Source organism: Natronococcus jeotgali DSM 18795 (genome assembly GCF_000337695.1).
Classification (GTDB): Archaea; Halobacteriota; Halobacteria; order Halobacteriales; family Natrialbaceae; genus Natronococcus; species Natronococcus jeotgali.
This window is the reverse complement of record NZ_AOIA01000158.1, coordinates 16,340-28,988: the sequence shown is the minus strand read 5'-3', so window position 1 is coordinate 28,988 and position 12,649 is coordinate 16,340. Positions and strand designations below refer to the sequence as shown.

Here is a 12,649-nt window from a genome sequence, read left to right as displayed (position 1 = left end):
GAACGTGCAGATTGCAGGCGTCCCCTCTCCCTTAAATCGGCAGGATTGAGAATACTTAAGCGACGGCCCGTCCAATCCACGCCCGATGACGACGCTACGGACGCCGGGGCCGACCCTCGGCGTGGTCGGTGGCGGACAGCTCGGACGAATGCTCGCCGAGGCGGCCGCGCCGCTCGGTGTCGAGGTCGTCGTGCTCGATCCGACACCCGATTGTCCGGCCGCGCCCGTCGCGCGCGACCAGATCGTCGCCGACTTCGACGACGAGACCGGCATTCGGGAACTCGCCGCGCGAGCCGACGCCCTCACCTTCGAGATCGAACTGGCCGACCAGGACGTCCTCGAGCGGGTCGCCGAGGACTCGGGGACGCCCGTCCACCCCGACCCCGCGACCCTCGAGACGATCCACGACAAGCTCGTCCAGAAGCGCGCGCTGGAGGAGGCGGGCGTACCCGTCCCGCCGTTTCGGGCGGTCGAGGACGCCGACGATATTCGCGACGCGATCGACGACTACGGCGCGCCCGTCATGCTGAAGGCCCGTACTGGCGGGTACGACGGGCGCGGGAACGTGCCCGTCGAGTCGAAAGCTGACGCAGTCGAGGCCCTCGAGTCGGTCGCCGGCCCCGCGATGGTCGAGTCGTTCGTCGACTTCGAACGGGAGATCTCGGTGATCGCGGTCAAGGGCGACGGCGAGACCGCCGCCTTCCCCATCGGCGAGAACGTTCACGAGGACGAGATCCTCCGGGAGACGATCGTCCCCGCGGGCTCCGACGAGGCCGTCGAACGGCGGGCTCTCGAGGTCGCCGAGGACGTCCTCGAGGTGATGGACGGGCGGGGTGTCTACGGGATCGAACTGTTCGAAACGACCGGAGGAGAGGTGCTACTCAACGAGATCGCCCCCCGCCCCCACAACTCGGGGCACTGGACGATCGAGGGCGCACAGAGCTCGCAGTTCGAACAGCACGCTCGAGCCGTGCTGGGCTGGCCGCTGGCGGCGACCGACCTGCGCTCGCCGACCGTCTCGGTGAACCTGCTCGGCGACGTCGCGGAGTCCCGAGACGCCGAACTCCGGAACGTCGACCGTATCCTCGAGACGCCCGCGGCGAACCTCCACTGGTACGGGAAGCGACAGGTTCGACCGCTGCGGAAGATGGGCCACGTCACGATCGCCGGGCGCGAGGGCGAGACGCCCGACGAGCTACTCGAGACCGCGCGCGAACTCGAGCGCTCCGTCACGTTCACGTCGGAGTAACCAGCACTGCCTACCATGAGCGACACCGTCGAGGAGCTGATCGACCGTCTGCACCGCGAGGCCGAACTGGACCTGCCCGACGCCGAGACGCCCGACGTCGGCATCGTGATGGGCAGTGACTCCGACCTCGAGGTGATGTCTACGGGCGGACGGCGCCGCGGCGCCTACGACGCGTTCGTCGACGAACTCGGCTTCGAGGAGCAGACCGACTACGAGAACCCGCCCGACGCCCGGTTCACCTTCGAGACCTCCGTCACCTCCGCCCACCGCACCCCCGATCTGATGGCAGCGTACGCCGAGACGGCCGAGGACCGCGGGCTCGAGGTGATCGTCGCCGGTGCAGGGGGCAAGTCCGCCGATCTGCCGAACATGACCGCCTCGATCGCCTACCCGTTGCCGGTGATCGGCGTTCCAGTTCAGGAGAAATCCGTCGACAGCGTCATCGGAATGCCGACGGGGGCGCCGCTGGTCGCGGTCGACGCCGGCAAGTCGTTTAACGCCGCGCTGTCGGCCGCCCAGATCCTCGCCCGGCAACACGAGCCGGTACGGGAGCGACTCCTCGAGTACCACGAGAGCTTACGGGAGGAGGTCGGCGAGGTCTCCCGGCGACTGCACGACGAAGGGACCGCAGGCTTCTCGAGCGAGTAGCCGACCGTCGCGGCGGTCGATCCGAACGAACGTCCGTTGGGGAGCGTCCGCGTTCGGTGCGGCGATCGGAACCCCTCCGGAGTCCGAACTCGGATTTTTCGGGGTGAGCCGGTCAGGAGTTGTGCTGACGATCGTTCAACGGTGTCCTCGATCGACGAAAACGGATGCTGATGCTCCTACCGGCCGAAACGTCGAGAATCAACCCTTATATGCGTGGGGTCTGAACCTTCGAACGTTCACGAGATGAATGACTGGATCGCTATCGGCGCGCTCGCGCTCGTGGGACTGCTGATACCGCTCGGGATGATGGCGGTATCGTTCCTCCTGCGGCCGAGCGTTCCCGAAACGAGCAAACGTGCCACCTACGAGAGTGGCGAGGTGCCGACCGGCGGGACGCGCATCCGATTCAACATCCAGTACTACATGGTTGCGCTTCTGTTTCTCGTCTTCGACATCGAAACCGTCCTCCTGTTTCCGTGGGCGGTCGTCTACCAGGATGCGCTCGCGGCCGAGGAGTACGGGATCGTTCACGCCCTCGGGCCGATGATCGCGTTCGTCGTCATCCTGCTGATCGGATTCGCCTGGGCGTGGCGGACCGGCGCCGTCCAGTGGGCACGCACGCCGGAACAGGTCGAAGCCGGAGCTGATCGATAATGAGCAGTGACAAACCGCGCCAAGAGATCTACGACAGTACCGCTCCGTCGTCCGACACCCGCGAGTCGCGGATGGGTGCCGGCCCCGACGACCGATTCAACTCGAGGCTTCGGGAGGCGTTCGGCGCGACGCCGTTCATCCTCACGAAGTTCGACCAGTTCATGAACTGGGTTCGGGGGAACTCGATGTTCATGCTGCAGTTCGGAATCGCCTGCTGCAGCATCGAGATGATGCACACGTACGCGATCAAACACGACCTGGACCGGTTCGGCGCGGGCGTTCCTCGGGCCTCGCCGCGCCAGGCCGACGTGATGATCGTACCGGGGACGATCGTCTCGAAGTTCGGCCCCCGGATGAAACGGGTCTACGACCAGATGCCCGAACCCAAGTTCGTCGTCGGGATGGGGTCGTGCACGATCTCCGGGGGGCCGTTTCAGGAGGGGTACAACGTCGTCAAAGGCGCCGAGGAGATCATCCCCGTCGACATCCACGTCCCCGGCTGTCCGCCCCGACCGGAGGCGCTGGTCTACGGCGTCGCCAAACTGCAAGAGCGGATTCGCAACGGCGAGACCTCGCCGGTCGTCGTCAAGCCGTACGAACTCGAGCAGTTCGGCGACCTGCCGAAGGACGAACTCGTACAGAAACTCGCGAGCGACATCGACGAGGACGACCTCGTCATGCGGTACAACTGGGCTGATTCGCCATGAGCACGGGACTCGAACGACAGGGACGGGAAGTCACCGAGGACGACCTCGAGGCGCTGATCGGCGACCGGGCGCTCGGACGCGACGATCACCTCAACGCGCCGGGCTTCGTCATCCGCCCCGACGACGTCCAGGACGTCCTCTTCGACCTTCGCGACGAGGCCGGATTCGACCACCTCTCCTGTCTGACCGCACAGCAGTACGAGGACCGCTACGAGTCGATCTACCACATGAAAAAGTACGCCGACCCGACCCAGGAGGTCTCGGTCGTCGTGCCGACGTCGATCGACGATCCCGTCAGCCAGTCGGCCGAACCCGTCTTCCGGACGGCCGACTGGCACGAGCGGGAGGCCTTCGACCTCGTGGGGATCGACTACGAGGGCCACCCCGACCCGCGACGGATCCTCCTGCCCGAGACCTGGCAGGGCCATCCCCTCTCGAAGGACTACGATCAGGAACAGCCCCAGGTCGTCACGCTTTCCGAACACGCCAACCCGATCCAGCCGGACCACCACGACCAGGAGTCGGATACGATGTTCCTGAACATCGGCCCCCACCACCCGGCGACCCACGGCGTGCTCCACCTCGAGACGGTACTCGACGGCGAGACCGTCGTCGACGTCGACCCCGACGTCGGCTACCTGCACCGCTGCGAGGAGCAGATGTGTCAGTCGGGCACCTACCGCCACCAGATCATGCCCTACCCCGATCGGTGGGACTACGTCTCGGCCGGCCTGTTAAACGAGTGGGCCTACGCCCGAGTCGCGGAGGATCTGGCCGATATCGAGGTGCCGGAGTACGCCCAGGTTATCCGGACGATGGGCGCCGAACTCTGCCGGATCGCCTCGCACATGCTCGCGCTGGCGACGTTCGCCCTCGACGTCTACGGCGACTTCACCGCCGTCTTCCAGTACGGGATGCGCGACCGGGAGGTCGTCCAGGACATCCTCGAGGATCTCACCGGCCAGCGGCTGATGTTCAACTACTTCCGGCTGGGCGGGGTCGCCTGGGACCTGCCCGAACCCCGAGGGGAGTTCCTCGAGAAGACGCGGGACTTCCTGGACGGGCTCCCCGCGAAGGTCGACGAGTACCACGACCTGCTCACCGGTAACGAGATCTTTCAGGTTCGGACCCACGACACCGGCGTCCTCGAGCCCGAGGTCGCCAAATCCTACGGCTGCACGGGCCCGGTCGCTCGCGCGTCGGGGGTCGACTACGACCTCCGGCGGGACGACCCCTACGGGTACTACGAGAACCTCGAGTGGGACGTCGTCACCCGCCAGGGCTGTGACAACTACGCTCGGGTGCTCTGTCGGATGGAGGAGGTCGAGGAGTCCGCGAAGATCATCGAGCAGTGTGTCGACCTGCTCGAAGACTGGCCCGAGGACGACCGCGAGATCCAGGCCAACGTTCCCCGGACGCTCAAGCCCGATCCCGACACGGAGGTCTACCGCGCCGTCGAGGGCGCGAAGGGCGAACTCGGTATCTACATCCGCTCGGACGGTACCGACAAACCCGGTCGGTTCAAGATCCGCAGTCCGTGTTTCCACAACCTCTCGGCCCTCGGTGAGATGAGCGAGGGCGAGTACGTTCCCGACCTGATCGCCTCGCTGGGCAGCCTCGACATCGTCCTCGGAGAGGTGGATCGATGATCGAGGGGACGCCGCTGCAGGCCGGCGACACGGTCTTGCTCCCCGAGCGGATCGGCGACCTGACCGGCCTGGACCAGTTCGGGCTCGCCGGCGAGTTGCTCGCGACGTTTCTCGCCGCCTTTCTCGTCGGCAACCTGATGCTGGCGATGACCGGCGTCGCCGGCCCGTGGGCGAAACGGAAGATCACGGCCGCGTTCACGGACCGGATCGCCGTCAACCGACTCGGGCCCGCCGGACTGTTCATCATCGTCGCCGACGCGGTTCGACTGCTCTCGAAGGAGCTGATCGTCCCGGAGAACGCCGACCGTCCGGCGTACGACCTCGCACCGATCGTGGTCGCGTCCTCGGCGCTGCTCGGTTTCGCGGTGATTCCGATGGGGAGCGGAATCCACCTCGCCGACCCCGAGGTCGGACTGGTGTTCACGTTCGCGGTCGCGGGCATCGCAAGCGTCGGTCTGGTTATGGCCGGCTACTCCTCGGCGAACAAGTACTCGCTGCTCGGGGGACTGCGGGCGGTCGCACAGAACGTCGCCTACGAGATCCCGCTCATCGTCACCGGGATGTCCGTGGTAATCTTCACCGGCACCCTGCAGATGAGCGAGATCGTCGCCGTACAGAACGAACCGCTCGTCGACCTCGGACTCGTTGCGATCCCGCAGTGGTTCGCGATCGTCAACCCATTCGCGTTCGTGCTGTTCCTCGTGGCGAACTTCGCCGAGGTCGGCCGGAACCCGTTCGACACGCCCGAGGCGCCGACCGAGATCGTCGCGGGGTACCAGACCGAGTACTCCTCGGTGTACTTCGTGTTGATCTACCTCGGCGAATTCCTGCACATCTTCCTGGGCGGTGCGATCATCGCGACGATCTTCCTCGGCGGCCCGGCGGGCCCGGGTCCCGAGGCGATCGGCATCGTCTGGTTCCTCGTCAAGATCTGGGGCGTCTTCTTGCTGACCCAGTGGCTCCGCTCGGCGGTGCCCCGGGTCCGGATCGACCAGCTGATCGAGATCGGCTGGAAGGGACTGCTCGTCCTTTCGTTCGCGAACCTCGTACTGACCGCGGTAATCGTGGGGCTGATAGCATGATCGGGATACTCAAATCGATGGCAACGACGATGAAACACGCGCTGGACGGCTCGACGTTCACGGTCGAGTACCCCGAGACCGCCCCGGACGTCTCGCCGCGCTTTCGGGGGGTCCACAAGTTCAGCCAGGAGCGCTGTATCTGGTGTCGCCAGTGCGAGAACGTCTGTCCGAACGACACCATCCAGATCGTGATGGACGACCAGCGCAACGGCGAACAGTACAACCTCCACATCGGACAGTGCATCTACTGTCGGCTTTGCGAGGAGGTCTGCCCGGTCGACGCCATCCTGCTCACCGAGAACTTCGAGTTCACGGGCGACACCAAACACGACCTGGTGTACAACAAAGAGCAGCTGAAGGCGGTGCCGTGGTACAAGGACATCGACCCGCTCGAGTCCCGCGAACCCGACCGGGGCGCGTGGATCGGCGAGGGCGAAGGGGAGGTCGATTACCAGTGACGGGTTACCCGTCCCCGAGAACGGGTATTTCATTCCAACAATGACATACGAGCTGATCGCGTTCGCGCTGTTCGCGTTCGTCACGCTCGCCAGCGCGCTCGGCGTCGTGTTACTCGTCGACCCCTGGCACTCGGCGCTGATGCTCGGCGTGACGCTGGTCAGCGTCGCGGTGTACTACGTGATGCTGGCGGCGGAGTTCGTCGCCATGATGCAGATCCTCGTCTATGTCGGCGGGGTGCTCATCCTCATCACGTTCGCTGTGATGCTCACCCAGCGCGAGGAGACGGACGCGGAGACCGACGAGGTGGTACGGACATGACGAACAGACCCCGACTTCGACTCGGGCAGTCGCTCGCCCCGGGCGTCCTCGCCGTCGCGCTGTTCGGCGCGATGGCGATGATCGTCCTGAACACGGGCTTTGCCGACGAGATGGTCGGCTTTCCGGCGGGGATCTCGGTGACTTCGGAGATCGGCTACGCGCTGTTCGATTTCACGGCCCTGCAGTCGGCCGAGGGCTCGATCGGTGACACCGAGCCGTTCCTCGCCGCGTTCTTGCTCGTCGCGGTCGTGTTAGACGCCGCGTTAGACGCCGCGCTCGTGCTCGCGAAACGCGAGACCGAGGGCGAGCCCGTCGCGGCGCTCTCGAGCCGTACCGGCGCTACCCCGGGTACCACGGGAAGCGATCAGGTCGCCGCCACGGACGGTAGCGGTCGCCGCCGCGAGTCGGCCGACGAGTCGGCGGCGTCCGACACCGCCGCGGAGTCCGGAGGTGACTCCTGATGGACGTCCCCATCGAGTACTTCGTGTTACTGTCGATGGCGCTGTTTTCCATCGGTCTCTTCGGGATCCTGACGCGTCGAAACGCGCTGCTGTTCCTGATGTCCGTCGAGATCATGGTAAACGCGGCCAACGTCAATCTGATCGCGTTCGCGTTCTACCACGGCAATCTCACGGGGCAGGTGTTCGCGCTGTTCGCGATGGCGCTTGCCGCCGCCGAGGTCGCGATCGGACTCGGGATCGTCCTGGTACTGTACCGCAACTTCCGTGACGTCGACGTCACGGTGCCGACGACGATGAGGTGGTAAGATGGAAGGGTTATTCGACTACGCACCGGCGATCGCGCTGTTCCCGCTTGCGGCGTTCGTCATCGCTCTCGCCTTCGGGCCGAAATTGCCGAAGAAGGGGGCGATCCCGGGCATCGTCGCGACGGGCGGCTCGTTGCTGCTCTCGCTTGCGATGCTGGCGGCCGTCGCGGGCGGCGAAGAAGGATACTACCACGAGACGCTGTTCACGTGGGCGGCCGGCGATGCCGCCGGCGAGATCGGTACCGACGCCATCGAGTTCACGTTCGGCATCCTGATCGATCCGCTGGCCGCGCTGATGCTCGTGATCGTCTCGCTCGTCGCCTTCCTCGTTCACGTCTTCAGCCTCGAGTACATGAACGCCGAGGGCGAGACCGGCCTGCCGCGGTACTACGCCGGGCTCGGCCTCTTTACGTTCAGCATGCTCGCGTTCGTCTACGCGGACAACCTGCTGATGGCGTTTATGTTCTTCGAGCTGGTGGGGCTGTGCTCGTTCCTGCTGATCGGGTTCTGGTTCCGCACCCGTTCGGCGCCCTCGGCCGCGAAGAAGGCGTTTCTGGTCACCCGCTTCGGCGACTACTTCTTCCTGATCGGGGTCGTCGCCATTGCCGCAACCTTCGGCACGGTCCAGTTCGCGGGCGAGGACTCGTTCGTCGCCGCGGCCGCGGCCGCAATCGACGACGGCGGGCAGCTGTTCGGGTTCGACGCCGAGACGTGGGTGACGATCACCGGACTGCTCGTCCTCGGCGGGGTCATCGGCAAGTCGGCACAGTTCCCGCTGCACACCTGGCTGCCCGACGCCATGGAGGGTCCCACGACCGTCTCGGCGCTGATCCACGCGGCGACGATGGTCGCGGCCGGGGTCTACCTGGTCGCCCGGATGTTCGGCTACTACGCGCTCTCGCCGACGGCGCTTGCGATCATCGCGTTCGTCGGCGGCTTCACCGCGCTGTTCGCGGCGACGATGGGCGTCGTCAAAGACGACATCAAGCAGGTACTGGCGTACTCGACGATCAGCCAGTACGGCTATATGATGCTCGGACTGGGCGTCGGCGGCTACGTCGCCGGGGTCTTCCACCTCATGAACCACGCCTTCTTCAAGGCGCTGCTGTTTCTCGGCTCCGGCGCCGTCATCGTGCTCATGCACCACGAACAGGACATGTGGAAGATGGGCGGCCTCAAGGACAAGGCGCCCGTCACCTACTACACGTTCCTCGCCGGCGCGCTCGCCCTGGCGGGAATCGTCCCGTTCTCGGGCTTCTGGTCGAAAGACGAGATCCTGTACGACGCCCTGATCGTCGGCTTAGAGCAGCCCCTGATCATGGCGGCCTACGCGATGGGGCTGATCGCCGTCTTCTTCACCGGCTTCTACACGTTCCGGATGGTGTTTCTCACCTTCCACGGCGAACCGCGAACGGAGACGGCCGAGGATCCTCACTCGGTCGGCTGGGCGATCAAGGCACCGCTGCTCGTGCTGGGCGTCCTCGCGACGGTGGCCGGCCTGGCGAACCTCGCTCCCGTCGCCAAACTCACCGGCGCGGAGATCTCGTTCCTCGAGTACTGGCTCGACGGCGAGTACGGCGGCCTCGAGGCGCTGACCTATCACTCCTACCACGAGACGGTGCCCTTCGAGGAGGGAGCGATCGGATCCGAGACCACCACCATGCTCCTCGGCGCGGGACTGTCGCTCGGGCTGGCGCTGGCCGGAGCGTTCACGGCCCATGCACTGTACAACGTCCCGTCGCCGACCCGCCACACCGAGAAGCTCGGCGGCGCCTACGACGTTCTGCGGAGCAACTACTACCAGGACGAGTACCAGGTCTGGCTCGCCGAGGGTCTGACGTTGCCGGTGGCCCGCGCTGCGGATCGGTTCGACCAGACCGTCATCGACGGCGCCGTCGACGGCGTCTCGTCCGTGAGCCTGTTCGGAGGCGATCGAGTCAAGCGGATACAATCGGGTATCGTCACTAACTACGCGGCTTTGCTCGTCGCCGGGTTCATCGCCTTGCTTATCGTGCTCGGATTCCTCGGAGGGTGGTTCCTATGATGATCGAAGCGCTGCTCGCGGTCACGCTGGTCGGCGCGCTGGTAACGTTCGTCGCGCCGAATCGTATCGCCGGTAAACTGGCCTTCGCCATCAGCCTGCTCCCCGCGGGGCTCGGCCTGTGGCTGTTCTCGGCGTTCGACGGCAGCGGGAACGCCCTGCTCGAGGGCGAACTCGCCTTCGAATCTCGGGTCGAGTGGATCCAGATCGGCGAGTACACGGTCTCGTGGTTCGTCGGTCTCGACGGCATCAGCCTCCCCCTGGTCGTGTTGACGACGATCCTCTGTACGCTCGCGATCGTGAGCTCCTGGACGCCGATCGACGACCGCGAGTCGCAGTTCTACGGGCTCGTGCTGTTCATCGAGGCGAACCTGATCGGCGTCTTCGCGGCGCTGGATTTCTTCGTCTGGTTCATCTTCTGGGAGGCCGTGTTGATCCCGATGTACCTGCTGATCGGGATCTGGGGCGGCCCGCGCCGCAAGTACGCGGCGATCAAGTTCTTCGTCTACACGAACGTCGCCTCCCTGCTGATGTTCGGCGCGTTCATCGTGCTCGTCTTCAGCCTCGGCGACGCCGTCACGAGCTTCGCGCTCCCGGAGATCGCGACGGCGATGCTCGAGGGCGGGCCCGAGGCGTTCATGGGCGTCGCCGGTTCGACGATCGCCGCGGCGGTGTTCGTCGCGATGTTCGTCGGGTTCGCCGTGAAGGTACCCGTCGTCCCCTTCCACACCTGGCTGCCCGACGCCCACGTCGAGGCGCCGACGCCCGCGTCGGTGCTGCTGGCTGGCGTCCTGCTGAAGATGGGGACCTACGCCCTGCTGCGGTTCAACTTCACGATGTTCCCCGAGCAGGCCGAGGCCTTCGCGGTGCCGATCGCCGCGATCGCGGTGATCAGCGTCATCTACGGTGCGATGCTCGCGCTCGCCCAGACCGACCTCAAACGGATCGTCGCCTACTCGTCGGTGTCGTCGATGGGCTACGTCATTCTCGGGCTGATCGCCTACACCCAGTTCGGGGTCGGCGGCGCGACCTTCCAGATGGTCAGCCACGGGCTGATCTCCGGACTGATGTTCATGGCGGTCGGGGTCATCTACAACGCCACCCACACCCGGATGGTCACCGATATGTCCGGGATGGCCGATCGGATGCCCGTCGCCGTCGGCATCCTCGTCGCCGGCGCGTTCGGCTACATGGGGCTGCCGCTGATGAGCGGCTTCTTCGGCGAGTACGCGATCTTCTTCGGCTCCTTCGGCTCCGGACGGCTCCCGTACTCGCAGGTCTTTACCCCGCTGGCGATGTTCGGCATCGTCATCGTCGCCGGCTACCTGCTCTTTGCGCTCCAGCGGACCGTCTTCGGCCCGTATCACCTGGAAACCGACTACGACGTGGGACGCGCGCCGCTGCACGACGTCGCGCCGATGTTCGTATTGCTGGCGATCATCATCGCTCTCGGCGTCGCGCCCGAACTGATCTTCGAGATGATTACCGACGCAGTCGACCCGATCCTGGAGAACGGAGGTGAGCTGTGATGGCGGTGCTCGAGTTACCCCAATGGACCGCGCTCGCGCCGGCGCTGGTGTTCGTGGCGACGGCGCTCGCGCTGTTCGTCATCGACAGCATCAACCCGCACACGAGGAACCGCTCGCTGCTGGCCGGGACGACCGCGGTCGGCGCGCTCGCGGCGCTGGGCGTCACCGTCTGGTTCATGCTCGCCGGCGTCGGCACCCCGACCGCGGAGGGCGGTCTCGGCGTCGTGGAGCTGTTCGGTGGCCAGTTCGTCGTCGACCAGATGACGCTGTTTTTCACGACCGTCGTCTCGATCGTCACCGCGCTCGTCGCCGTGGCGAGTTACGACTACATGGCCGACCACACCTACCAGTCGGAGTACTACTCGCTGATCATGCTCGCCGCGACGGGGATGGCCGCGATGGCCGCGGCCAACAGCCTCGTGACGGTCTTCATCGCCCTCGAGCTGGCGAGCCTTCCCTCCTACGCCCTCGTGGCGATCCTCAAGGACAACCGCGGGAGCGTCGAGGCGGGCTTGAAGTACTTCCTGATCGGCGCGCTCTCCTCGGCGATCTTCCTCTACGGCATCTCGCTGGTCTACGGCGCGACGGGCCACCTCCAGCTCGAGGCGATCGCGGACAACCTCGACGGCGCTGACGCCTACGGCGGTCTGCTCGGGCTGGGAATCCTGATGCTGATCGGCGGGTTCGCGTACAAGACCGCGAGCGTCCCATTCCACTTCTGGGCGCCCGAGGCCTACGAGGGTGCGCCCGCGCCGATCTCGGCGTTTCTCTCCTCGGCCTCTAAGGCCGCGGGCTTCGTGATCGCCTTTCGCGTGTTCACGACGGCGTTCCCGGTCGAGGCGACGACCGCCGTCATCGGGATCGACTGGACGACCGCCTTTGTCGTCCTCGCGATCGTCACGATGACGCTCGGGAACTTCGCCGCGGCGACCCAGGACAACGTCAAGCGGATGCTCGCGTACTCCTCGATCGGCCACGCCGGCTACGCGCTGATCGGGCTGGCCGGCCTCTCCGCGGACGGCGGCGAGCTCGTGATGGGCGCGGCGATGATGCACCTGTTCGTCTACGGGTTCATGAACACCGGCGCCTTCCTGTTCGTCGCCCTCGCGGAGTACTGGGGCGTCGGCCGAACCTTCGAGGATTACAACGGGCTCGCACGGCAGGCGCCCGTGGCCTGCGCCGCGCTCGGAATCTTCATGTTCAGCCTCGCCGGCATCCCGCCGCTGGGCGGCTTCTGGAGCAAGTATATCCTCTTCACCGAGACGATCGGCGCGGCGGGAACGAACGGCGCCATGCTCGTCGTCGCCGCGGCGCTGGTGGTCAACAGCGCGCTCTCGCTGTACTACTACTCGCGGCTGGTCAAAGCCGTCTGGATCGAAGACCCCATCGGCGAACGGGACGCGCTCGCCCAACCGATCGGGCTGTACGCGGCGATCGTCGTCGCCGCCGTGTTGACCGTCGTCGCGCTGCCGGCGTTCGGCCCGATTGCCGACGCGGCACAGCAGGCGGCGGCCGTCGCGATCGGGTGACCGTCGGCTCGGTCTCTC

13 protein-coding genes are annotated in these 12,649 nt (G+C 66.0%); all 13 read left to right on the top strand.

All coding sequences use genetic code 11. The features are described from left to right. Window positions 1-85 precede the first annotated feature (85 nt). Complete coding sequence (locus tag C492_RS18770; protein WP_008426522.1) at window positions 86-1,249, top strand: 5-(carboxyamino)imidazole ribonucleotide synthase; 1,164 nt, start codon at window positions 86-88, stop codon at window positions 1,247-1,249. A gap of 15 nt (window positions 1,250-1,264) precedes the next feature. Beyond that, window positions 1,265-1,897, top strand: a complete 633-nt coding sequence (locus C492_RS18765) for an AIR carboxylase family protein (RefSeq protein ID WP_008426521.1) — start codon at window positions 1,265-1,267, stop codon at window positions 1,895-1,897. A 243-nt stretch (window positions 1,898-2,140) separates the two neighbouring features. Next, a complete protein-coding gene (locus C492_RS18760) occupies window positions 2,141-2,551 on the top strand; it encodes an NADH-quinone oxidoreductase subunit A (protein ID WP_008426520.1) in 411 nt (136 codons plus the stop codon). Further along, window positions 2,551-3,258 (top strand): NADH-quinone oxidoreductase subunit B, encoded by a 708-nt coding sequence (locus C492_RS18755; protein WP_008426519.1) that lies wholly within the window; start codon window positions 2,551-2,553, stop codon window positions 3,256-3,258. The genes C492_RS18760 and C492_RS18755 overlap by 1 nt, the downstream gene beginning before the upstream one ends. After that, entirely contained in the window at window positions 3,255-4,907 is a 1,653-nt protein-coding gene (locus C492_RS18750) for an NADH-quinone oxidoreductase subunit D (protein ID WP_008426518.1), read from the top strand. The genes C492_RS18755 and C492_RS18750 overlap by 4 nt, the downstream gene beginning before the upstream one ends. Then, the gene (locus C492_RS18745) at window positions 4,904-5,989 is read left to right on the top strand and encodes a complex I subunit 1/NuoH family protein (protein WP_008426517.1); all 1,086 of its coding nucleotides are present in this window, start codon (window positions 4,904-4,906) and stop codon (window positions 5,987-5,989) included. Before C492_RS18750 ends, C492_RS18745 begins: the two co-directional genes overlap by 4 nt. Continuing rightward, window positions 5,986-6,447, top strand: coding sequence for a NuoI/complex I 23 kDa subunit family protein (locus tag C492_RS18740; RefSeq protein ID WP_008426515.1), 462 nt, complete (start codon window positions 5,986-5,988; stop codon window positions 6,445-6,447). Before C492_RS18745 ends, C492_RS18740 begins: the two co-directional genes overlap by 4 nt. A gap of 40 nt (window positions 6,448-6,487) precedes the next feature. Next, window positions 6,488-6,766, top strand: a complete 279-nt coding sequence (locus tag C492_RS18735) for an NADH-quinone oxidoreductase subunit J (RefSeq protein WP_008426513.1) — start codon at window positions 6,488-6,490, stop codon at window positions 6,764-6,766. Next, window positions 6,763-7,227, top strand: coding sequence for a hypothetical protein (locus C492_RS18730; protein WP_008426512.1), 465 nt, complete (start codon window positions 6,763-6,765; stop codon window positions 7,225-7,227). Before C492_RS18735 ends, C492_RS18730 begins: the two co-directional genes overlap by 4 nt. Further along, entirely contained in the window at window positions 7,227-7,532 is a 306-nt protein-coding gene (gene nuoK, locus C492_RS18725) for an NADH-quinone oxidoreductase subunit NuoK (protein ID WP_008426510.1), read from the top strand. The genes C492_RS18730 and nuoK overlap by 1 nt, the downstream gene beginning before the upstream one ends. Before the next feature lies 1 nt (window position 7,533). Further along, window positions 7,534-9,576: an NADH-quinone oxidoreductase subunit L gene (gene nuoL / locus C492_RS18720; protein ID WP_008426508.1), complete on the top strand. Its 2,043-nt coding sequence runs from the start codon at window positions 7,534-7,536 to the stop codon at window positions 9,574-9,576. Continuing rightward, window positions 9,573-11,102: a complex I subunit 4 family protein gene (locus C492_RS18715; protein ID WP_008426506.1), complete on the top strand. Its 1,530-nt coding sequence runs from the start codon at window positions 9,573-9,575 to the stop codon at window positions 11,100-11,102. Before nuoL ends, C492_RS18715 begins: the two co-directional genes overlap by 4 nt. Next, window positions 11,102-12,631 carry an NADH-quinone oxidoreductase subunit N gene (locus tag C492_RS18710; protein ID WP_008426504.1) on the top strand — a complete coding sequence of 510 codons (1,530 nt, stop codon included), beginning with the start codon at window positions 11,102-11,104 and terminating at the stop codon, window positions 12,629-12,631. Before C492_RS18715 ends, C492_RS18710 begins: the two co-directional genes overlap by 1 nt. Window positions 12,632-12,649 lie beyond the last annotated feature (18 nt).